This is a genomic window from Sagittula stellata E-37, from assembly GCF_039724765.1.
GTDB classification, from domain to species: domain Bacteria; phylum Pseudomonadota; class Alphaproteobacteria; order Rhodobacterales; family Rhodobacteraceae; genus Sagittula; species Sagittula stellata.
The window spans coordinates 1,148,232-1,169,354 of the sequence record NZ_CP155729.1; the positions used below are offsets into that span (position 1 = coordinate 1,148,232).

The 21,123-nt window shown below is 67.3% G+C and carries 23 protein-coding genes; 7 read left to right on the plus strand and 16 right to left on the minus strand.

All coding sequences use genetic code 11. The annotated features are described in order from the left end of the window. Positions 1 to 86: 86 nt before the first annotated feature. Entirely contained in the window at positions 87 to 812 is a 726-nt protein-coding gene (recO, locus tag ABFK29_RS05415; RefSeq protein ID WP_005855428.1) for a DNA repair protein RecO, read from the minus strand. A gap of 89 nt (positions 813 to 901) precedes the next feature. Here recO and ABFK29_RS05420 point away from each other — a divergent pair, with 89 nt between their 5' ends. After that, positions 902 to 1,687: a hypothetical protein gene (locus tag ABFK29_RS05420; RefSeq protein WP_005855430.1), complete on the plus strand. Its 786-nt coding sequence runs from the start codon at positions 902 to 904 to the stop codon at positions 1,685 to 1,687. Between the two features lie 66 nt (positions 1,688 to 1,753). Here the strand turns inward: ABFK29_RS05420 and ABFK29_RS05425 are convergent, their stop codons facing one another. The 6 genes from ABFK29_RS05425 to lepB (ABFK29_RS05450) all read right to left on the minus strand — a co-directional run bounded on the left by ABFK29_RS05425 (position 1,754) and on the right by lepB (ABFK29_RS05450) (position 6,902). Beyond that, positions 1,754 to 2,083 (minus strand): DUF1491 family protein, encoded by a 330-nt coding sequence (locus ABFK29_RS05425; protein WP_005855432.1) that lies wholly within the window; start codon positions 2,081 to 2,083, stop codon positions 1,754 to 1,756. An 85-nt stretch (positions 2,084 to 2,168) separates the two neighbouring features. Then, entirely contained in the window at positions 2,169 to 3,077 is a 909-nt protein-coding gene (gene era / locus ABFK29_RS05430) for a GTPase Era (protein WP_005855434.1), read from the minus strand. 273 nt (positions 3,078 to 3,350) lie between these two features. Then, positions 3,351 to 4,244 (minus strand): DMT family transporter, encoded by an 894-nt coding sequence (locus ABFK29_RS05435; protein ID WP_005855436.1) that lies wholly within the window; start codon positions 4,242 to 4,244, stop codon positions 3,351 to 3,353. Between the two features lie 174 nt (positions 4,245 to 4,418). After that, on the minus strand, positions 4,419 to 5,096 hold the full coding sequence (rnc, locus tag ABFK29_RS05440) for a ribonuclease III (RefSeq protein WP_005855437.1): 678 nt from the start codon (positions 5,094 to 5,096) through the stop codon (positions 4,419 to 4,421). Continuing rightward, entirely contained in the window at positions 5,093 to 6,064 is a 972-nt protein-coding gene (lepB, locus tag ABFK29_RS05445; protein WP_005855439.1) for a signal peptidase I, read from the minus strand. Before lepB (ABFK29_RS05445) ends, rnc begins: the two co-directional genes overlap by 4 nt. A 4-nt stretch (positions 6,065 to 6,068) precedes the next feature. Continuing rightward, positions 6,069 to 6,902, minus strand: coding sequence for a signal peptidase I (lepB, locus tag ABFK29_RS05450; protein ID WP_005855441.1), 834 nt, complete (start codon positions 6,900 to 6,902; stop codon positions 6,069 to 6,071). 148 nt (positions 6,903 to 7,050) lie between these two features. Here lepB (ABFK29_RS05450) and ABFK29_RS05455 point away from each other — a divergent pair, with 148 nt between their 5' ends. Then, entirely contained in the window at positions 7,051 to 9,534 is a 2,484-nt protein-coding gene (locus tag ABFK29_RS05455) for a right-handed parallel beta-helix repeat-containing protein (RefSeq protein WP_005855443.1), read from the plus strand. Between the two features lie 343 nt (positions 9,535 to 9,877). On the opposite strand, the gene acpS is transcribed toward ABFK29_RS05455, so the two are convergent. The 4 genes from acpS to ABFK29_RS05475 all read right to left on the minus strand — a co-directional run bounded on the left by acpS (position 9,878) and on the right by ABFK29_RS05475 (position 12,087). Next, complete coding sequence (acpS, locus tag ABFK29_RS05460; RefSeq protein ID WP_005855445.1) at positions 9,878 to 10,339, minus strand: holo-ACP synthase; 462 nt, start codon at positions 10,337 to 10,339, stop codon at positions 9,878 to 9,880. 5 nt (positions 10,340 to 10,344) lie between these two features. Continuing rightward, a complete protein-coding gene (locus tag ABFK29_RS05465; protein WP_040604054.1) occupies positions 10,345 to 10,800 on the minus strand; it encodes a hypothetical protein in 456 nt (151 codons plus the stop codon). Positions 10,801 to 10,870: 70 nt separating this feature from the next. Beyond that, the gene (locus ABFK29_RS05470) at positions 10,871 to 11,341 is read right to left on the minus strand and encodes a nucleoside deaminase (RefSeq protein WP_005855449.1); all 471 of its coding nucleotides are present in this window, start codon (positions 11,339 to 11,341) and stop codon (positions 10,871 to 10,873) included. Further along, the gene (locus tag ABFK29_RS05475) at positions 11,338 to 12,087 is read right to left on the minus strand and encodes a pyridoxine 5'-phosphate synthase (RefSeq protein ID WP_005855451.1); all 750 of its coding nucleotides are present in this window, start codon (positions 12,085 to 12,087) and stop codon (positions 11,338 to 11,340) included. Before ABFK29_RS05475 ends, ABFK29_RS05470 begins: the two co-directional genes overlap by 4 nt. Before the next feature lie 181 nt (positions 12,088 to 12,268). On the opposite strand from ABFK29_RS05475, the gene ABFK29_RS05480 reads away from it, so the two are divergent. Further along, positions 12,269 to 12,907 carry a hypothetical protein gene (locus ABFK29_RS05480; protein WP_005855453.1) on the plus strand — a complete coding sequence of 213 codons (639 nt, stop codon included), beginning with the start codon at positions 12,269 to 12,271 and terminating at the stop codon, positions 12,905 to 12,907. Positions 12,908 to 13,077: 170 nt separating this feature from the next. Here ABFK29_RS05480 and ABFK29_RS05485 read toward each other — a convergent pair whose 3' ends face one another. The 4 genes from ABFK29_RS05485 to folK form a co-directional block, all read right to left on the minus strand. Beyond that, positions 13,078 to 13,719: a DUF2062 domain-containing protein gene (locus tag ABFK29_RS05485; RefSeq protein WP_005855455.1), complete on the minus strand. Its 642-nt coding sequence runs from the start codon at positions 13,717 to 13,719 to the stop codon at positions 13,078 to 13,080. A 16-nt stretch (positions 13,720 to 13,735) separates the two neighbouring features. Continuing rightward, positions 13,736 to 15,874, minus strand: coding sequence for a RelA/SpoT family protein (locus tag ABFK29_RS05490; RefSeq protein ID WP_005855457.1), 2,139 nt, complete (start codon positions 15,872 to 15,874; stop codon positions 13,736 to 13,738). Positions 15,875 to 15,904: 30 nt separating this feature from the next. Continuing rightward, positions 15,905 to 16,258, minus strand: coding sequence for a DNA-directed RNA polymerase subunit omega (gene rpoZ / locus ABFK29_RS05495; protein ID WP_005855459.1), 354 nt, complete (start codon positions 16,256 to 16,258; stop codon positions 15,905 to 15,907). A gap of 80 nt (positions 16,259 to 16,338) precedes the next feature. Then, positions 16,339 to 16,902 carry a 2-amino-4-hydroxy-6-hydroxymethyldihydropteridine diphosphokinase gene (gene folK, locus ABFK29_RS05500; RefSeq protein ID WP_005855461.1) on the minus strand — a complete coding sequence of 188 codons (564 nt, stop codon included), beginning with the start codon at positions 16,900 to 16,902 and terminating at the stop codon, positions 16,339 to 16,341. Between the two features lie 144 nt (positions 16,903 to 17,046). On the opposite strand from folK, the gene ABFK29_RS05505 reads away from it, so the two are divergent. Next, on the plus strand, positions 17,047 to 17,619 hold the full coding sequence (locus ABFK29_RS05505) for an NYN domain-containing protein (protein ID WP_040604057.1): 573 nt from the start codon (positions 17,047 to 17,049) through the stop codon (positions 17,617 to 17,619). Between the two features lie 67 nt (positions 17,620 to 17,686). Next, a complete protein-coding gene (locus tag ABFK29_RS05510) occupies positions 17,687 to 18,136 on the plus strand; it encodes a YqaA family protein (protein ID WP_157136381.1) in 450 nt (149 codons plus the stop codon). Here the strand turns inward: ABFK29_RS05510 and ABFK29_RS05515 are convergent. Further along, entirely contained in the window at positions 18,133 to 19,800 is a 1,668-nt protein-coding gene (locus tag ABFK29_RS05515; RefSeq protein WP_005855468.1) for a hypothetical protein, read from the minus strand. The genes ABFK29_RS05510 and ABFK29_RS05515 overlap by 4 nt on opposite strands. Positions 19,801 to 19,919: 119 nt before the next feature. Between ABFK29_RS05515 and ispH the strand changes: the two genes are divergently transcribed. Beyond that, on the plus strand, positions 19,920 to 20,870 hold the full coding sequence (gene ispH / locus ABFK29_RS05520) for a 4-hydroxy-3-methylbut-2-enyl diphosphate reductase (RefSeq protein WP_005855470.1): 951 nt from the start codon (positions 19,920 to 19,922) through the stop codon (positions 20,868 to 20,870). A 40-nt stretch (positions 20,871 to 20,910) separates the two neighbouring features. Then, positions 20,911 to 21,102, plus strand: coding sequence for a c-type cytochrome (locus ABFK29_RS05525; protein ID WP_157136382.1), 192 nt, complete (start codon positions 20,911 to 20,913; stop codon positions 21,100 to 21,102). The last annotated feature ends 21 nt before the right edge of the window (positions 21,103 to 21,123 follow it).

Here is a 21,123-nt window from a genome sequence, read left to right on the forward strand (position 1 = left end):
CGCATCTCGCGGTCACATAGCGTATCGCGTTCGCCTTTCCCGCGACCTGCGATGAAACGCCGCCCGGGCAGTGGCAGCCCGAGCGGTCAGCCCCTCTGGCGGATGCGCTCGATCAGCCGGGCGCGCGCTTCGGGCACCGGTTTGTCGCCCATTTGCGGTGCCAGCCGGTGTTCGAGGAAATAGCCTGTGGTGCCAAGTGCCGTGGCGACCTCGGGGTTGTCGGCGGCCCCTCGGCCCAGCATCACCTCGGGCAAAGGCAGCAGGTGATGGACCCAGTTGCCTGCGCCTTCGGCCGTCACCGCGCGCCCGCTCTTTGGTGAGACGTAGACCAGCCCCTCGGTCCGTCCGGTGACCGCGCAGCACGACAGGTCGAGGGCAAATCCCATCTCCTCCAGCAGCGCCATCTCCCACCGCAGGTAGGCGAGCGGCCAGAGATCGGGCTGGTCGAGCAGGTCCAGAAGCTGTTCGCTGAAGGTGTAGAGGTCAGGATGCGGGACCCGCTCGGGCAGGCAGAACCTGAGCAGCGCCACCACCGCATTCAAACCGGCCAGCGCCAGCCGGTCCCCCAGCGCCTGCGCGGCACGGGAGCGTTGCGGCTCGACCGTGAAAGCACCCATGTGATCTTCGAGACGCGCCCGCCAGCTCAGGTCCAGTTGCGCGCCGGGTTGCAGGTGCGGTGCCATCTTGCGCGAGGTGCCGCCCCTCAGGACGCCGGAATGACGGCCGCGTTCGGGGGTGAACACGTCGAGGATCAGCGAGGTCTCGCCGTGCCGCCGCGTCGCCAGCAGTATCCCGGTGTCCCGCCATTCCATGCCGCGACATTGGCGCTGTGGCCGGGCGGGGGCAAGGGTTTCTCAACCCCGCTGTGTCACAACGCCCCGACCTTCAGAAGGAGGACGGGATGCGGCGATACCTGTGGATTCTGGTCATGGTGCTGACAGCGGACGGGGCCGCCGCGCAGGCGATTTCCATGGATGCGCGCGGCGCGCTTTTCGCCGATCGCGGGCCGATGTTCGGCGGGGCGGCGGGCGCTGTTGTGCCTGTGGTCCGCGACCGGCAGGCGCAGGTGATCCAGGTCAGCACCGGCGGCGAAGGCGGCACCAACGGGGCGGCGGCGAGCCTGTTTGCCGGGCGGGCGGCGGCCTCCTTCTTTGCGCCGTGGCCCAGTCGGGGGGCACCGGTGGTCGACCGGATCGGACCTCGGTCCGGCGGGCCGGTCGCACAGCTTCGGGACCTGATCGCCACGGCAGAGGCGGGGCGCGCGGGCTATGATGCCGTGCAGCACGGGGCGCGGATCAAGCCGCCCCTGCCGCCCACCCGAATGACCCTGTCGGAGATCTACGCCTGGATCGACGCGACACCCGGTCAGCCCCATGCCATCGGACGCTACCAGATCATACCGTCCACCCTTCAAGGCCTTGTCCGCAAAGCGAAATACGGCCCGAACACCCGATTTACTCCGGCGGTGCAGGACAGCCTGGCCGACATCCTGCTGGAGGAGGCGGGCCTGACCGCCTTCCGTGAAGGGGTGATGACGCGCACCGCCTTCATGAACAATATCGCCAAGATCTGGGCCGGGCTGCCGAACTCTTCGGGCCGCTCGCATTATCATGGCTACGCGGGCAACAAGGCGACGATGACCTGGGCGCATTTCGAGTCTCAGATGGCGCGGATCTTCCCTGGCTGAGGGACGTGCCCGGTGCCTGCCAAGGGCGCGCGGGACTGTAGGGCGGGGCTGTGCGCCGCCCCGCGCTCAGGCCAGCCCGTCCTGATCCAGCAGGTGGCGTCCGGCACGGTCCTCGACCTCGATCACCCAGAGGTCCGGGTCGAAGCCGCGCTGGCGGGAGATGGCCGCGTCGACCTCGCGTTCGTCGCCTCCGGCGAGGTCCGACCAGACCCGTTCGCCGGTCGCCAGATCGAACCCTCGGGTGAAGGCGCGGGCCTTGCCGTCGAGTGTCGAGAGCTTGACCAGAACGGCCCCGGCGGTGTCGTCGCCATGCGCCACGACGAAGGCCGGGATGTCGTGCAACCGCAGCCGCGCCAGGTAGGCGTCGACCCAGAAACGGGCGGTCAGGCGGGTCATCGCAACTCCGGTTAATGCGCTGTTCAGGTCGGTTGACGAAAGGTTGAACCCCAATGAAACAAGGGGTCCTGTCTGCGCGGGTCGCTCAGGAATTGCCGTCCTTGAAGTCGAGCCCCATTTCCGAGTAACGCTCGGCCTCTTCCAGCCAGTTTTCGCGCACCTTCACCTGCAGGAACAGGTGCACCTTGCGGCCCAGGAATTCGGTCAGTTCTTCGCGCGCGGCCTTCGAGATCGCCTTGATCGTTTCGCCCTTGTGGCCCAGCACGATGCCCTTGTGACCGTCGCGGGCGACGTAGATCACCTGGTCGATCCGTGCCGTGCCGTCCTCGCGTTCCGTCCAGTGCTCCGTCTCAACCGTCAGCTGGTAGGGCAGTTCCTGGTGCAGGCGAAGCGTCAATTTCTCGCGCGTCATTTCCGCCGCGATCATGCGCATTGGCAGGTCGGCGATCTGGTCTTCGGGGTAGAGCCACGGGCCTTCCGGCACCTCGGCGGCCAGCCATTCCCGCAGGTCGTCCACGCCGTAGCCGCGTTCGGCGGAGATCATGAAGGTCTTCTCGAAGGCGTGGATTTCATTCAGCTCTTGCGACAGCGCCAGCAGTTCCTCGGCCTTCACGCGGTCGATCTTGTTGATCGCCAGCGCCACGCGGCGGCCGCGCGGCAGTTCCGCCAGCCCTTCGAGGATGCGGTCCACGCCCGGTGTCTTGCCGCGATGCGCCTCGACCAGCAGGACCACGATGTCGGCATCGGCGGCCCCGCCCCAGGCGGCTGCGACCATCGCCCGGTCCAGCCTGCGGCGCGGCTGGAACAGCCCCGGCGTATCGACAAAGATCAACTGGCTGTCGCCCTCCATCGCCACGCCGCGAATGCGTGCACGGGTGGTCTGGACCTTGTGCGTCACGATGGACACCTTGGCCCCGACCATGCGGTTGGTGAGGGTGGATTTGCCCGCGTTGGGCTCTCCGATCAGGGCGATGAAACCGGCGCGTGTGGTCATGGTGGCTGTCTTGGTCCGATGGTGAAGGCGCTCCCTTAGCGGGTTTCGCGCCGTCCCGCCATAGCACAAAGGCCGAAACCCGTCCCCGCCGGAACGGGCGGTGCGTTAATCCCGGCGCGTTAAGGTTTTGTTGTGGTGAGTCCCGGCCGGTTCGGGGGGCTGAACCGGCCGGTTGTTAACCTGTTCGCCGGGGCGACGAATCGCGAACATGGCCGTTTTGCGGATCTGGCCGGGAAAACGGGCGGGTCGGTCGACTTGTTCGAACTTTCCGGTTCACGACTTCGCGAGCGGAGCGGTTTTGCGGCGCCGTCCGTCCCGGATCAGCGAATAGGTTCCGGCGCCGACGATCAGCGCGGCCCCGGCCAGGGTCAGTGTGTCGGGCCGTTCGCCGAAGATCGAATAGGCGAGGATCAGCGCCACGATCAGCCGGAAGTACCGGAAGGGGGCCACGACCGAGACCTCTCCGGTGCGCATGGCGAAGGTGATGGCGGTGTAGCCGATCACCCCGGCGATGGCGGTGCCGCAGAGCAGCGTGGCGGCCTGCGGCGAGGGCAGCGCGGGTGCGCCCGGCTCGAACGCCACGATGACCAGCCCGGCGAAGGTGACGACGGCAAAGCCCAGCACCCCCAGTTGCGCGGCATGAACGTGCATCGGCGCGGTGCGGGTGGCGAGGTCGCGCCCGGCGAATCCGATCATCCCGAGGATCGCGAGGATGGCGTTGGGCTGGAAGGCGTCGGGGGTCGGACGCACGATCAGCAACACCCCGGCAAAGCCCACGGCCATGGCGGCCCAGCGGCGCGGCCCAATCTTTTCGCCCAGGATCAGCCCGGCGCCCAGCATCACCACAAGTGGTGCGGCCTGCAGGATGGCGGAGGTGGTCGAGAGCGGCGTGTAGGCCAGCGAGAGCGCAAAGAACAATCGCCCGACGATCTCGAAGGCGGTGCGGATCAAGAGGCGCGGTTTGAGGTATTCGGCGGTCCAGACCGGCACGCCCTGCTGCCTGGCGTAGAGCGCATAGAGCGCCATGGCCAGCAGCCCGAACTGAACGGTCGCCACACCTGCGCTGACCCCGCCGGTACGGGTCGCCGCCTTGAAGAACGCATCCTCGATCCCGAAGCCCAGCATCGAGAGCATCATCCAGAGGGCGCCGCGGAGGTTGTCGGTCATGGGGGTCTTCTGCGCGAAAGGGACGGCCCTTTGTCTTGCACATGGGCGGCACCGAAGGGAAGGGCGGTCGTCCAGGGGGCCGTCGACCCCGTACAGCGTTCCGTGTCGCGGTGCGAACGGGCCTGTCGGGGAGATGGTTTCAGGGAATTGGCCGTGACCGATCAGGGTGACCGCTCAGGACAACGTGTCCAGCAGGGCGCGGGCGGCGGCCTGTTCGGCCTGGCGCTTGTTGCCGGCGGTGGCGCGGGCGGTTTCGCCGGTGGCGAGGCGGGCCTCGATGGTGAAGACGGGGGCGTGGTCGGGGCCGGAGCGTTCGACCTCGGTGTAGGAGGGCGGGGTCATGCCGCGGCCCTGCGCCCATTCCTGCAGCGTGGTCTTGGCGTCCTTGGCGTCTTCCTCGACGCTGGCGATCAGCGGGGCCCAGAGCCGCAGGATCATGTCCTGCGCCACGTCGAAACCGCCGTCGAGGTAGACCGCCGCGATCACCGCCTCCATCGCGTCGCCCAGCAGCGCCTGCTTGCGGCGGCCGCCGGACATTTGCTCGGACCGGCCGAGCTTCAGCGCGTCGCCGACGCCGATGGTGCGCGCGACCTCGGCGCAGGTTTCCTTGCGCACCAGCGCGTTGAAGCGCGGCGCCAGCAGCCCTTCGGAGGCGTTGCGGTCGTGGGCCAGCAGCGCCTCTGCCATCACGAGTCCGAGCACGCGGTCGCCAAGGAATTCCAGCCGCTGGTTGTCCTCGCGTCCGGGGCCGGACATGGAGGCGTGGGTGACGGCGCGCCGCAGGAGGGCCTTGTCCCGGAACGTGTGGCCGAGCTTGTCCTCAAGCGCCTTGATCTCTGCCGATACCTTCATTCGATCCTCCGCATCACCCGGCCGCCGATGCCACGGTTGTTGAACAGCACGATCCGCGCCCGGCCGGTGATGGCGCGATAGGGCACGGCACCGGGGCCGCCGGACCGGCGCGGCACACGGCTGTCGAGAGAATTGTCGCGGTTGTCGCCCAGAACGAAGACATGCCCCCCGGGTACGACAAAGGGGGGCAGGTCGTCCATGGTCTTCGCGTCGATGTCGAGCACGGTGACGGTTCGGCCATCGGGAAGGTTTTCCGTCTCGCGGCGCTTCTGGCAGGGCGCGCCCGGGGGCACGGGCGCGTTGACGCAGCGCGGGGCGGCCGTGGACAGCGGTGCCTCGGCGGGTTCGGTGAAGAGGCCGTCGGGCGCGTGCGGCAGGCGCGTGCCGTCGATCACGGGCACGCCTTTCTGAAAGGCGACGGTCTCTCCGGGGAGGGCGATGACCCGTTTGACGAAGGGGATGCCGGTGTCGGGGTGGGAGAAGATGATGACGTCGCCGCGTTCGGGGCGGCCCAGTCCGGGCGTGGCGAGGATGTAGTCGCCGGGCAGGAGCGCGGGCTTCATGCTGCCGGCGGGGATCGCGTAGGGCTCCCACAGGGCGCGGCTGGCCACGAGGAGCGCGAGCACGACGACGGCGGCGCGGGCGGTGCGGCTGAAGTCGGGTGAGGCCTTGGTCGGTTCGGGACGGCGCAGGGCGAGGAACAGCGCGAAGACCAGCGAGACGAAGGGCACCATCAGCAGCCACAGCCACCAGCCGGAGGCGCCGATGTCGCGCAGGCGGCGGCGGGCATGGCCCACGGCCAGCAGCATCGACAGGGCGGCGGCCATCCAAAGCACGGCGTGCAGAGGGCCGAAGCCGTCGACGCCCTGTGCCAGGAAGGACAGCGCCAGCCAGAGGGCCGACGCGAAGGCCACCCGGGCACGCCCGGTCAGGCCGCTCCAGTCCAGCCCGTCGCGGACGAAGCCCATGGGATCACTGGATCTTCTTGAAGAACCGGTCGCCGCGCCACGTCCAGAAGAAGAGCATCGAACGCCCTGCGGAGGAGAACATCACCCGGTCCGCCCGGCCCACGAGGTTCTCGTAGGGTACAAAGCCCACGCCGCCGGTCATGGAGCTGACCCGGCTGTCGGAGGAGTTGTCGCGGTTGTCGCCCATGAAGAAGAAGTTGCCTTCGGGCACGGTGAAGACGCCGGTGTTGTCGGAGCCCTGCGTGCCGATGTTCAGGATCGAGTGGCTGACGCCGTTGGGCAGCGTCTCGATCAGCTTGTCCTTGATGCAGATGCCGCCTTCGCCGACCGGGCCGTTGGCGCAGCGCGGGCGCAGGCGCTGGGGGCCTTGCGGTGCGGCGATCTCTTCGAAGGTGCCGTCGGGCTGCACCTCGACCGCCTGATCGTTGATGTAGAGGATGCCGTTGCGCATCTGGATGCGGTCGCCGGGCAGGCCGATCAGCCGCTTGATGAAGTCGCGCCCGGTGGTCGGGTGGCGGAAGACCACCACGTCGCCGCGCTTGGGCTCGGACCCGAAGAGGCGGGTGTTGTCGCCGTCGGCCCAGCCGCAGATGTCATGCGCGTCGATGTCGATGCCGAAGCGCGGGACGATGACGGAGGGGCAGGAGGCGTAGGAATAGCCGTAGGCCATCTTGTTCACGAAGAGGAAGTCGCCGATCAGCAGCGTGTCCTTCATCGAGCCCGAGGGAATCCAGAACGGCTGGAACAGGAAAGTGCGGAAGACGCCGGCGATGAGCAACGCGTAGACGATGGTCTTGACGGTCTCGAGCAGACCACCCTTTTTCTCTTCGCTTGCCATTCAATGCCCCTTACCGGAATTCCCCCGCGCTACATGAGCGGCAGGGCAGGGCGTGTCAAGGCGGCTCTCCAACCGTTGACAGATCGTGGAACGGGCGTACCGTGGGGGCATACTTCACAGGTCATATTTTCGTCGGGACGGATGGATCATGTTTTTTAGGATCGCCTGCGTGGTGCTGGGCTTTGTCGTTGCCGCGATGCCGGCCCATGCGCTGGAAGACTGCAAGTTCGAATTCAAGATCGACGCGCAAAGTTCTGCCTTTCAGGCGCTGGTCGAGGGCGCGGCGACGCGTGGCGGGTTCTGGCGCCCGATCCGTGAGGCGCCGCAGGACGTGCAGGACATCGGCCGGTTCATCGGGCGGCTGGACGTCTGCCTGATGACGCCGGATGGCAAGCCGCGCACCGTGCAGACGCCGAACGGATCGACCACGCTGAATTCGCCCTACGTGACCAATTGCACCGCCGCGCTGCTGCCCGGTAACCGGCTTTTGACCAACGTGCATTGCTTCCGCGAGCCGAGCCTTGTGGCGGCAGGCTTTACCCGGGTGCGGGAGGCGCGGATCAACTTCGGCTACACCTCGACCGACTTCACCGGAAACGTGCAGACCTTCCTTGTGGACGACCGCGAGATCGCCGCCGACGACGCCACCGACGCCATGCTGTTGCAGATCATCGGGGCCGATGCGAACGCGGTTCTGGGCGGCAGCATCCCGATGGTGATGGAGACCGACTTCACCCCGCGCCGTGCGCTGACCATGGTGCATCACCCGCGGGGCGACGCGCAGCAGTTCTCTTCCGGCACCTGCCAGATCCATCCCGAGCAGGCCTCTTTGCCCGAGAGCGCGTCGCAGCTGCGGCACAGCTGCGAAAGCACCGGCGGGTCGTCGGGGTCGCTGCTGCTGGACGCACGGACCCTGGCGGTCATGGGGCTGCACAACCAGGGCGGACTGAACGCGCAGGGCGGCTACAACAGCGGGCACAAGATTTCCGCCGTGGCGGCGGCGCTGGGGCTGGAATTCCAGCAGGCGGGCGCGGGTGGCACCGGCAGCTTCGATCCGGCGGCACGGGCGCAGGGGGCGCTGACCGATGCGCTGCTGATCGAGGACGACGCCGCGCGCCGCGACGCACTGGCGCAGATCGTGCAGGGATTTCCCGGCAGCCGCGCGGCGCAAAGCGCGCAGCGGGCGCTGGACCTGATGCAGGGGCCGGGTCGCGCGGACCCGGAGCAGACCGCGACCGCCGCCCTGACCGCCGCGCTTCAGGTGCAGGGCCTGTCGCGCCGCGCGCGGCTTGAGGAACTGATCGCGACCTTCCCGGAGACGGCGGCGGCCGAGAGCGCGCGCGCCATGCTGGAGCTGGTCACCGCGTCCTCCACCCAGGAGGCGATCAACCCGCGCGAACCGATCTCCGGAACGGATGTGCTGCGGGTGATGGCGGACGGGCGGGGTGACTACATCTCGCCGCAGGCGGCACTGCGCGCGGCCTCGGCCGGGGACGTGATCGAGATCTATCCGGGCCTCTACGAGGGCGGCGTGGACGTGGACGTGCCCGTGACCATCGTGGGTGTCGGCGACCGCACCAAGATCGTGTGGGAGTCGGAAGAGGACGACGTGATCTACTGGACCGCCGGGTCGGGCCGGATCGCCAACCTGACGCTGCACATGCGGGGCGGCGAATTCTACACCGTCGATTTCAACGGCGGCACGGCGGTGCTGGAGGACAGCGTCCTGTCGTCGGGCGGGCTGGCCATCGTGGGCGTCCGGTCGGGCAGCACGTCCATCGTGCGCAACAACATCATCAAGGACGGCGCGTCGACCGGGATCTATGTCTACGACAACGGGCGCGGCACGGTGGAGGGCAACGAGCTGCTGGACATGGTGGGGTCGGGGATCTCGGTCAAGACCGGGGGCGATCCGGTGATCCGGGGCAACGCGATCCACCGCAGCACGCAAAGCGGCATCTATGTCTTCGACGACGGCAAGGGCACCATCGAGGACAACGAGGTGACGGGATCGGGCAAGTCGGCCATCGCGGTGGCGACCGGGTCGGACCCGATCGTGCGGCGCAACGTCGTGCACGACAACGAGCAGTCCGGGATGAACATCTACGACGGCGGACGCGGCACCTTCGAAGACAACGACATTTACGCGAACGCGCTGTCGGGGATCTCGGTCGGCAAGGACGGCGATCCGGTGATCCGCCGCAACACCATCCGCGACGGCGAGCAGAGCGGCATCTACGTCTACGAGGCCGCGAAAGGTCTGATCGAGAACAACGAAATCTTCGGCAACGCCAACGCCGGGATCTCGATCAGCGAGGACGGCGACCCGCTGATCCGCCGCAACACCATCCGGGACAACGAACAGAGCGGCGTGAACCTGTTCGAGGGCGGCAAGGGGACCATCGAGGACAACGAGATCACCGGCAATGGCGGGGCGGGAATTTCGGCCCGCGAAAAGAGCCATGCGGTGGTGCGGCGCAACCGGATCTCGGGCAACACCTACGAGGCGGTCTGGATCTACAAGGAAGCGGGCGGCCAGTTCGAGGACAACGACCTGCGCGGCAACGAGCGCGGCGCGTGGGACATCGAAGCCAGCGCCGGTTCCGTTGTCCGCTCGGGCAACCGGGAGTGATCCGGCCTTTGTGACGGGGAGGCGGCGCATAGCCCCGCCCTACGTCAGGGGGGGGCGGGACCCGCAGCGTTGCGGTTGGGGCCCGGCGCGATCCTTCCCGATGGTGGCGCGGATCACGGGGCTGGCGGCGGGGTTGATCAGGGCCCCGGGGCATCCATCCGGGTCGCAGCGCGGCGGAGGCAACGGGAAGGCGGCGCAGAGCCCCGCCCTACTTCGGGATGTGCCGTCGGCAAAGGCAGGCGCATTGGCCTTGTCGAACAGGCATCCGGTCGGGCCTGCACCGTGGTAGGCGCGCGGAGGCGTCTGGTTCGGAGAACACCGGCGCGCGGGGCCGGGCGGGGGATCAGCCGTTGTCCGGAGACGGTGCCGGGTCCGACGACGGCGCCTGTGACTGGTCTGGAGACGGCGCCAGGGGGCGGGCCTCGATCACCACGAAGGCCTGCGCCCACGGGTGGTCGTCGGTCAGGGTGACGTGGATGATCGCTTCGTGCCCGGGCGGCGTCATGCTGTCCAGCCGCTCCTTCGCCCAGCCTGTCACGTGCATCACCGGCTGCCCGGTGCGCAGGTTCGTCACCGCCATGTCCTTCCACGCGATGCCCATGCGCAGCCCGGTGCCGAGCGCCTTGGAGCAGGCCTCTTTCGCGGCCCACCGCTTGGCGTAGGTGCCGGGCGTGTCGGCGCGGCGTTCGGCTTTGGCCTGCTCGGTCTCGGTGAAGACGCGGGTGCGGAAACGGTCGCCGAAGCGGTCGAGTGTCCGGGCGATCCGGTCGATGTTGGCCAGGTCGGTGCCGATTCCGAGGATCATGGAGGTCAGTTTGTCCAGTGCAGGGTGACGTCGCCGGTCGCCTGGTTGAGGACGATTCGCAGGTCGTGGACCGGGTCGCTGTCCTCGCCCGTGATGTAGGAACCCACGGGCAGGCTGAAGATCAGCCCCTGCGCCGGGTCGTAATCGGCGGTCAGCGCGGCGAAGTCCATGCGCGAAAAGCCGATCCCGCCGTTGCCGATCAGCACGCACTGGCGGCTGCCCAGTTCGTCGTAGGGCGGCGAGAGGATCAGCAGGTAGGCCCAGCCGCCCGCCGGTTCCACGGTGTCGATCATCGCCACGCGGGTCTTGCCGTTGGAGAAGGTCCGGGTGTGGGCCTCCCACGGTTCGGCGAGGTTCCATGCGCTGGACCGCCCGTCGCAGGGCATGACCTGCGGATCGAAGTCCTCAGCGAGGGCGGGGCTGGCGGCGAGAAGGCCCATCAGGGCGAGCGAACGGAACATGGCGGGCACTCCGGGTGTGGGTCGCGGCGAGGCTAACACGGGGGCTGCGGCAGGGAAACGGCGGAGCGCTTCAGTCGTTGCCCTCGGCATAGACGTGCAGGATGCGGTCCTCTCCGACGCCGCCGAGGGTGGCCAGATCCGCGGCGCAGGCGGCTTCGAAGTCCGGCAGCTCGAGGCCGGGGAAGCCGAAATACTTGTCCGCCTGCACGCCGCCCTTCCGCGCGGCGAAGATCACCCGGCCGATGCCCGCGAAGCGGATCGCGCCCAGGCACATCTCGCAGGGTTGCAGGGTGGTCAGCAGGGTGCAGCCCGACAGGTCGGCGGTGCCGAGCGCGCGGCAGGCGGCGGAGATCGCCACGATTTCGGCATGGCGCGAGGGATCGTGGTTCAGGTGCACTTCGTTCGCGCCGCGCGCCAGAAGCGTGTCGCCGCGCATGATCGCGGCGGCGATGGCGGCGGGGCCGCCGCTGCCCTGCCGGTCGAGCGCGGTGTCGATCAGCTCCTCCATCACCGCGCGTTCGGCGGCGGTGGCATCCGTCATGCGCGCGCCTCGTCCATCAGGCGGCGCATCTCGGCGATGGCCGGTTTCAGGCCGAGGAAGATCGCCTCGCCGATCAGGAAGTGTCCGATGTTGAGTTCCATCACTTCCGGGAAGGCGGCGATGGGTTTCACCGTTTCGTAGGTCAGCCCGTGACCGGCGTGGACCTCCAGCCCCAGCGAATGGGCCAGGCCGGCCATCTCGCGCATGCGCTCCAGCTCGGCGTCGCGCTGGTCGAAGGCGCCCTCGGCGTGGAAGTCGCAGTAGGCGCCGGTGTGCAGCTCGATCACCTGCGCGCCGATCCGGTGGGCGGCCTCGATCTGGCGGCGGTCGGCGGCGATGAAGATCGACACGCGGCAGCCGGCCTCGCGCAAGGGCGCGATGAAATGCGCCAGCTTGTTCTCTTCGCGCGCCACTTCCAGCCCGCCCTCGGTTGTGCGCTCCTCGCGCTTTTCCGGGACGATGCAGACCGCGTGCGGCTTGTGACGCAGCGCGATGGCCTGCATTTCGGGGGTGGCGGCCATCTCGAAGTTGAGCGGCAGGGTCAGCGTGTCCATCAGCCGTTCGATGTCGCCGTCGGAGATGTGGCGGCGGTCTTCGCGCAGGTGGGCGGTGATGCCGTCGGCGCCCGCCTCCTCTGCCAGTTGAGCGGCGCGGATCGGGTCCGGGTAGGCGGAGCCGCGTGCGTTGCGGACGGTGGCGACGTGGTCGATGTTCACGCCAAGGCGCAGTTCGCCGGTGGGGGTCATGGGAGCCTCCGGAGTGGAATTTGATCAAACACTAGGGGTCCCTGCGGGAAATGCAACGCGGTTTACGGGCGCGCGGCTTGGCGGAAGGTCGCGCAGAGGGGCGGGGCCCGAAGCAGCGGCGTTTGCCGGAGGGGCCGGGGCTGATAAATCTGGCGGAGAGGATAGCGAGCAGGAGACCGGAATGACGCAGAGACGTCTTGCAGGGACTTTCATCGGGCTGGCGATGATGGCGGCGCTGCCGTCGCTGGCATGGGCGGAGGGCGTCTGCGCCAACAAGCCGTCGAAACTGGCAGGCGCGGCGGCCGAGCGGGCCGGTACGGTACTGAGCGGTGCGGGCGATGTGGCCAAGAGCGGCGCCAAGGCCGCCGGGAACTACATGCTGATGCACCCGGGCCAGAGCGTGAAGCTGGTGACCGGCGCCGCCGGAACCGTGTCGAGCGCCACGACGGCGGCGGGCGGTGTCGGCGGGCTTGCGGCCTCTGTCACGGCGGTGGTGACGGCGCCGGTGACGCTGGTGGTGGGCGCGGTCGCCTTTGCCGCCGTCGGCAGCTACGAAGGGCTGTGCTATTTCCAGGTGGAGCGGGTGACGGACCCGGACGAGGTCCGCGCGATCATCGACAGCATCACCGAGACCGACCCTCTGGTCTGGACGCGCAACACCAACAAGGGGCCGGTGATGGTGCTGGCCGGGCCAGACGGCGAGCAGGTCTATCCGATCCGCAAGCTCTATATCGCGGACGGGATGCTGAAGGTGCGGGACTGGGGGCTGAACTCCACCCTCGGGCCGGTGGCCTATGTCCAGCCGGAAGAGGAAGAGTAGGCGCCTTGCGGCGATGACCGCGGGCCGGGGGCGGGACTGTTGCCTTCGGCAAGTGCGCCCGCCCGCCAACCCGTCATCGGCGCTGCTGATTTGCGGGGCGCCGCCGGCCGGTTGGATGCAAATCATTGAACAGCATTTTGAAATGTCGGCGGCTGGTCCGCCGTTGGCCGTCAGGGAGAGCGGCCTTCGGCCTTGCGCTTCTTCAGTTCGGCGAGCTTGGCCTTGATGACCCCCTTGCGGCGGTTCTGGAAGGCGGTGATCAGCGGCAGCGACACGTAGTAGGCGATGGTGCCCGCGACGATCCCGGGGATGATTCCGCCGATCATGTAGGGATAGAACACCTCGTTGTAGAAGATCTGCAGGTGCGACCAGTCCGCGGTGTCGGGCGTGAAGATGGCGTAGAAGTTGTCCCAGAGGTCCTGTCCGGCCTTCACGAACTTGCGGCCGAGGCTGCCGTCGTGGTGGTCGGGGTGGCCGCTCAGGCCCAGCAGCCAATAGCCCGTCTTCATCGCGATGACGCCGATCGGCACGTAGGTCAGGGGGTTGCCGAAGAAGGTCGACAGAAGCGCGGCGAGGATGTTGCCGCGCATGATCCAGGCCAGCGTCGCCGCCACAACGAAATGCAGCCCGTAGAATGGCGTGAAGGTGGTGAACACCCCGGCAAAGATACCGCGTGCGATCCTGTGCGGCGGGTCCGGCAGGCGATTCAGGCGCAGCCGGACATAACGCGCGGCACGACCCCAGCCGCCTTTGGGCCAGAGCGCTTCAGTCACGATCCGCCAGATCGGACGCCTGTCGCGTCGCTTGAACACGTGCCGCTGCCTCGCTCTATTCTGCCGCTTCCGGCGCCGCCTCCAGCCCGGGATCGCGCCGGCGCGCTACCGAGGCGACCATGCTCTCTGCCTCCAGAGCGGAGACGACGGAATGCAGGTGCTCGGCATCGCGCAGATCGATATCCATCATGATGCGGTAAAAATCGGGTTTCCTGTCAAGGAAGGTCATGTCCGAGATATTGGCCTTCCGCTCTCCGATCAATGTGCAAATCCGACCAAGTGCACCTGTGTCATTTCCGAGCACCATCTCAAGCGAGACGGTGTAGACCGCAGGGTGGATACCGTCCGCCCAGTGCAGGTCGAGCCAGCGCGAGGGCTGATCCTCGTAGGCGGCCATCGCGGCGCAGTCGATGGCGTGCACCGCCACCCCCTTGCCGCGGTGGGCGAGACCGACGATGCGTTCGCCCGGCAGGGGCTGGCAGCAGGGCGCGCGTTCGAACCCCTGGCCGTGTTCCAGGCCGACGACCGCGCGGCGCGTGTCGACCTCCACGTCCCGGACGACGGCGAGGTTGGGATAGATCGCCTCGACCACCTCGCGGGTGGTCAGTTCGGCACTGCCGAGGCGGGCCAGCAGGGTTTCGGTGTCTTCCAGCCGCAGCGTCCTTGCCGCCTTTTCCAGCGCCTTGTCGGTGGCCTTCTTGCCATGGTTCTCGAAGGCGGCGCGGGCCAGTTCCAGGCCAAGCCGTGCAAAGCGTTCCTTGTTCGCTTCGCGCAGGGCGCGGCGGATCGCGGTCTTGGCCTTGCCGGTCGTCGCGATGTCGAGCCAGGTGGCCTGCGGGGCCTGCCCCTCGGCGGTGATGATCTCGACCGACTGGCCGTTTTTCAGCCGGGTCCAGAGCGGCACGCGGATGCCGTCGACCTTCGCGCCCACGCATTTCGACCCGATGCGGGTGTGGATCTGATAGGCGTAGTCCAGCGGCGTCGCGCCCTTCGGCAGCTTGACCACGTCGCCCTTGGGCGTGAAGCAGAACACCTTGTCGGAGTACATCTCCAGCTTCACCGCCTCCATGAAGGCGTCGTGGTCCTCCTCCGAATCGAACTGTTCGGTGACCGAGGCGATCCACTTGGCGGGATCGACGGCAAAGCGGTTCTCGGCAGGGGCACCGTCGCGGTAGGACCAGTGCGCGGCCACGCCGGTTTCGGCGACCTCGTGCATCTCGCGTGTGCGGATCTGCACTTCGACGCGCTTGCCGTCGCGGCCCGAAACGGTGGTGTGGATCGACCGGTAGCCGTTCGATTTCGGCTGGCTGATGTAATCCTTGAACCGGCCCGGCACGGCGCGCCAGCGCTGGTGGATTGCGCCGAGCGTGGCGTAACAGTCCGCCTCGGATTGGGTGATGATGCGGAAGCCGTAGATGTCCGACAGGCGGGAGAAGCCGATCTTCTTCTCCTGCATCTTGCGCCAGATGGAGTAGGGCTTTTTCGCGCGGCCGAAGACCTCGGCGTCGACACCGGCCTTTTCCAGTTCGTGCCGCATGTCCGACGTGATCCGGTGGATCACGTCGCCGGTTTCCTTCTGAAGCGTGATGAAGCGGCGGATGATCGATTCGCGCCCCTGCGGATTGAGCACGCGGAAGGCGAGATCCTCTAGCTCCTCGCGCATGGACTGCATCCCCATGCGCCCGGCGAGCGGCGCGAAGATATCCATCGTCTCGCGCGCCTTCTGCTGCTGCTTCTCCGGCTTCATCGCCTTGATGGTGCGCATGTTGTGCAGCCGGTCGGCGAGCTTCACCAGGATGACGCGCAGGTCCTTGGACATCGCCATGAACAGCTTGCGGAAGTTCTCGGCCTGCTTGGTCTCGGAGCTGGAGAGCTGCAGGTTGGTCAGCTTGGTGACGCCATCCACCAGTTCCGCGACCTCGTGACCGAAGTTCTGCTCCACCTCGGTATAGGTGGAGCGGGTGTCCTCGATCGTGTCGTGCAGCAGGGCGGTGATGATCGTCGCATCGTCGAGCTGCTGTTCCGTCAGGATGGCGGCCACGGCGACGGGGTGGGTGAAATAGGGTTCACCCGACTTGCGGAACTGACCGTCGTGCATCTGGCGGCCATATTCATAGGCCGCCGTGATCAGTTTCTCGTTGGTTTTCGGATTGTAGTTGCGGACGAGGGCAACAAGATCCTCAGCAGCGATCATGTTGCTCCACCCCGACCCAACAGGTCCCGCTCAGCTTTGGCCCTGCGCTTCCATGAGCGCACGCAGAAGCTTCTCTTCGGACATGTCGTCTTCCTGCGGCTTGTCCTGTTCGGCACCCATGAGCAACGCCATGGCGTCGTCTTCGGGTTCGTCGACTTCGATCTGGGTCTGGTTCGACTCGATCAGGCGCTCGCGCAGTTCGTCGGCGGACTGGGTTTCCTCCGCGATTTCGCGCAGGGCGACCACGGGGTTCTTGTCGTTGTCGCGGTCCACGGTGATGGCCGCACCGGCGGACACCTCACGTGCGCGATGCGCGGCGAGCATCACCAGTTCGAACCGGTTGGGTACTTTGTCAACGCAATCTTCTACCGTCACGCGGGCCATCTGAACGCTCCAATCCTGTGGTGGATTCCTGAGAAACCACGGTTTAACGCGGCAATGCCGGATTTACAAGCGGCGTCAAGTCACAATGGCAACACCTCTTGCCGCATGTCGTCCGGCAGCGCATCCGTCATCGCGGCGACGGTCGTGCCCAGCACCGGGTGGCGCCAGCCGGCAGCCACGTCGCGCAGCGGGACCAACACGAAGGCGCGTTCGTGAAGCCGGGGGTGCGGCAGGACAAGCCGGTCCGGCGCGCGGCGTTTCTGGTCTTCGAGCGGCAGGGCGCGCCACGCGGCGTGGGTTTCGGCATCGGGCAGGACGGCGTCCCCCGCCGCGATCAGGTCGAGGTCGAGCGTCCGGCTGCCCCAGCGCTGCACCCGGGCACGGCCAAAGTCGGCCTCGATCGCGTGGAGCCGGGCCAGCACATCGGCCGCCCCGGCGCCGCTCAGGGCGACGGCGGCGCAGGCGTTCACGTAGTCGGGACCGGCCCCGGCGGGAAAGCACGGCGTCGCGAAAAACCGGCTGACGCGGCGAAGCCGGAAGCCCGCGTCCTTGATGGCCCTGAGCGCCGCTTTCACGGTTTCCGCAGGGGCACCGAATTCGGATCCGAGGTTCGACCCCAATGCAATCAAGTATTCTTGTCCCATATTGATCGCCGTTCTATCCTAATGATGTCTTTTGCGCGCTTGATATACGTGCTGAAAGCATTAACCTTCTCTCCCAGGCTCGCCCGTTTCCAAACCACTCACACTCACGGACGTCGGCGGGCACATTGAATGAAAGGACATTTGATGTTTTACAAGGACGAACGGCTTGCGCTGTTCATAGACGGCTCGAATCTCTACGCGGCTGCAAAGGCTCTCGGTTTCGATATCGACTACAAGCTGCTCCGGCAGGAATTCGCGCGTCGCGGCAAGATGGTGCGTGCGTTCTACTATACGGCACTGCTCGAAAACGACGAGTATTCGCCGATCCGCCCGCTGGTCGACTGGCTCCATTACAACGGCTTCACCATGGTGACGAAGCCCGCGAAAGAGTACACCGACAGTCAGGGCCGCCGTAAGGTGAAGGGCAACATGGATATCGAGCTGACGGTCGATGCCATGGAACTGGCGCCGCGCGTCGATCATATCGTGCTGTTCTCCGGCGACGGTGACTTCCGCCCGCTGGTCGAATCGCTTCAGCGTCAGGGGGTGCGGGTCTCGGTCGTGTCGACCATCCGCAGCCAGCCGCCGATGATCGCCGACGAACTGCGCCGCCAGGCCGACAACTTCATCGAGCTGGACGAACTGCGGGAGGTCATCGGCCGCCCGCCGCGCGAGCAGCAGGTGGAACGCAACTTCGAGGTCGCCTCGTCCAAGTGACGGGGCATCCGTCCGTCGGGCGCTGTGGGGATGGCGCCGGACCGGATGGGGCACGACCTTTGAAAAGATGACGGGATTGGCCGCCACATTCGTCGCAATGGGCGGCCTTTTCCTTGCCGCCTTCGGGGCGGCGACGGTGCTGCCGTTCCAGTCGGAACTGGTCTTTGCCGCGATGCAGGCAAAGGGCATCTGGCCGGTGTGGCTGCTGATCGTTGTGGCCTCGGTCGGGAACACGCTGGGATCGGTGGTGAACTACGCCATGGGCCGCGCGGCGGAGCGGTTCCGCGGATCGCGCTGGTTCCCGGCGTCGGAAGCGCAGCTTGAGCGGGCGCAACACTGGTACGCACGCTGGGGGGTGTGGACGCTGCTGCTGTCCTGGGCGCCGCTGGGCGATGCCATCACGCTGGTCGCCGGTGTCATGCGCACGCCGCTGTGGCTGTTCGTGGCGCTGGTCGGCTTTGCCAAGACGGTGCGCTATATCCTGTTCGCCTGGGCGGCGGCGGGGATCATCGGTTAGGCCGGGTCCGTCCGCTGTGCCATCAGCCGGTCGAAGAGCGCCTCCATCGACTGGGCCATCCGCTTGCCGTCGCAGACCGGCGCGTCCTTCAGGGCGTCGCGCATGCCGTGGCGCATCTCTTTCAGGCGGGCGGGCGTTTCGGGGTCGTTGCCCATGCGGATCGCCATGTCGATCATCGCCTGCCGCGAGGGCGCGACGAAGTCCTTCAGGTGCGTGTAGCAGATCAGCGAGGCGGAGGTGCGCGATGCCCAGCGGTCGCCGTCGAAGGTCAGCACCGGCACGCCCTGCCAGATCGCTTCGACGGTGGTGGTGCCGCCGTTGTAGGGGAAGGCGTCCAGCGCGATATCCATCCGGTCGTAGTTCTTCAGGTAGTCGTAGTGCTCGGCTCCGCCGTCGAAGATCAGCCGGTCGGTGTCGATCCCGCGTTCGGCGAAGCGTTCGGTCAGCCAGACCCGGTTCTCGCCGCTTTCCAGCGCGCGGTTGGCGAGGAACAGCGTCGCGCCGGGCACGCCTTTCAGGATCTCGGACCAGGCGTCGATCACCGTGGGTGTCAGCTTGTACTGCACGCAGAGGCTGCCGAAGGTGATGTGGCCGTTTGTCAGGCAGGGCGGATCGACCACCGGGGGTGCCTTGTGGGCGACGGTGAAGGTCAGGTAGCTGGTGGGCAGGCGATACACGGTTTCGTTGAAGACCCCTTCTTCGCCGGGTTTGACCGACTGCTCGTCCCCGACGATGCCGTGAAACCCGGGCAGGCCGGAGGGTGCGAAGTGGTTCTGCCACGCCAGGCAGATCGGGGCGACGGGCTGGGTGAAAGTGCCAAGCCGTTCGGGCGTGCTGTAGGCGTTGATGTCGATCAGGATGTCCAGTTCGGTCTTGCAGATCAGCTTGCCCAGTTGCGTGTTGTCGAGCTTGCCGGTGGCGTGGATCACGTCGGTTGGCTGCGGGTCGTAGCCGATCATTTCCGCCCCTTCCGCGCTGTCGGAAAACAGATGCACCTCCACCTTCGAACGGTCGTGGTTGTTGATCAGCGCCCAGGTCGGCCGCATGTAGTTCGGCTTTTCCAGCCAGGAGGACACGTAGCCCACGCGCAGCGGCCCGTCGGTGCGGGGGCGGGGCTTCGGCGCGCGCTTCATCCGGTTGGCGAGCGGCGACCTTGCCAGCACCGCGGCAAAGTCCCGGCGCGCGGCAAGGATGGTTTCGGGTGTGGCAGAGGGCGCGCCGGGGATCAGCGTGGCCACGGCGAACCAAGCGGCCAGGTTGCCGGTCTCCTGCGCGGCGCTGCTGTGCATGGCCACGGCGCCGTCGACGTCGCCCAGCTTGAACAGCGCGCGGCCCATCATGTGGCGGACCTCCGGCGCTTCCTCCAGCGCCAGGCTTTGTGCGAAACAGGCGATGGCCTGGGCGTATTCCTGCTGCCGGTCCATCGCCGCGCCGATCCGCGCCCATGTGGGCGCCGAGACATTCCCGAGCGAGATCCGCGTGTTGTACGTGGCGAAGCCGTCGAGGATGCGGCCCCCGGCGATCTGCGCCTCGGCCAGTTCCTCAAGCGCGGCGCCGTCCAGCGGGTTGCGGCGGACCTTCTCCTTCAGGGCGGCGAACGGGTCCAGCGGGGCCGCGCCGCCAAAGCGGAGGAAATCGGTGAAATCGTCGCTGGAGGCGGTCATGGCAATACTCTGTCTGTCAAAAAGGCGTTGCTGCCAGCCTGCTTGGTTAACGCAAGGGGATCAAGGTCCGGATTACTGGACGCGGGCGGTGCGACTGACTAGGTGAGGGGCAAGGAGACATGCGCATGACCCCACTGACCCTTTACCTTGCCGCGCCGCGCGGTTTCTGTGCCGGCGTCGACCGGGCGATCAAGATCGTCGAGATGGCGCTCGAGAAATGGGGCGCGCCGGTCTACGTCCGCCACGAGATCGTGCACAACAAGTTCGTCGTCGACGACCTGCGCGCCAAGGGTGCCGTTTTCGTCGAAGAACTGGAGGAATGCCCGGACGACCGCCCGGTGATCTTCTCGGCCCATGGCGTGCCGAAGGCGGTCCCGGCCGAGGCGGCGCGGCGCGAGATGATCTATGTCGACGCGACCTGTCCGCTGGTGTCGAAGGTCCACATCGAGGCTGCCCGCCACGCGGAGAACGGGCTTCAGATGATCATGATCGGCCATGCCGGCCATCCGGAGACCGTCGGCACCATGGGCCAGCTTCCGGCGGGCGAGGTGCTGCTGGTGGAGACGCCCGACGATGTGGCGCACGTCGAGGTCCGCGATCCGGAGAAGCTGGCCTTCGTCACCCAGACCACGCTGTCGGTCGACGACACCGCCGAGATCGTCGCGGCGCTGAAGGCGCGGTTCCCGGCCATCGTCGGGCCGCACAAGGAAGACATCTGCTATGCCACGACGAACCGGCAGGAATCGGTGAAGGCCATCGCGCCGAAGGTCGATGCGCTGCTGGTTGTGGGCGCGCCGAACTCCTCCAACTCGCGCAGGCTGGTGGAGGTCGCACGGAAGGCGGGCTGTTCCTACGCGCAACTCGTGCAGCGGGCTGCAGACATCGACTGGCGGGCGCTGGAGGGCATCGGCGCGGTGGGCATCACCGCCGGTGCGTCGGCCCCCGAAGTGCTGATCGAAGAGGTCATCGACGCCTTCCGCGCGCGGTATGACGTGACGAAGGCGGTGGTCGAGACCGCGCAGGAGAACGTCGAGTTCAAGGTGCCCCGCGTGCTGCGCGTCCCGGCCTGACAACGGGGGCCCGCATCGTCGCCGTAAACCATCCTGCGCCGTGCAACGTAAGTTGCCGGGCGGCGCGGAACTCGTGAAGCGGCTGGGGGCTAAAGGCTTCGACCCGGGCATGCCCGCCTTCGACGACATGCTGTCGGACGCGGAGATCTGGAACATCGTCACATACATCCACGACCAGTGGCCGGAAGAGATCCGCGCGTTGCAGGCGTCGCGCAATCCGCCGCACGAATAGGGCGCGGGGTCGGTTCGGTGA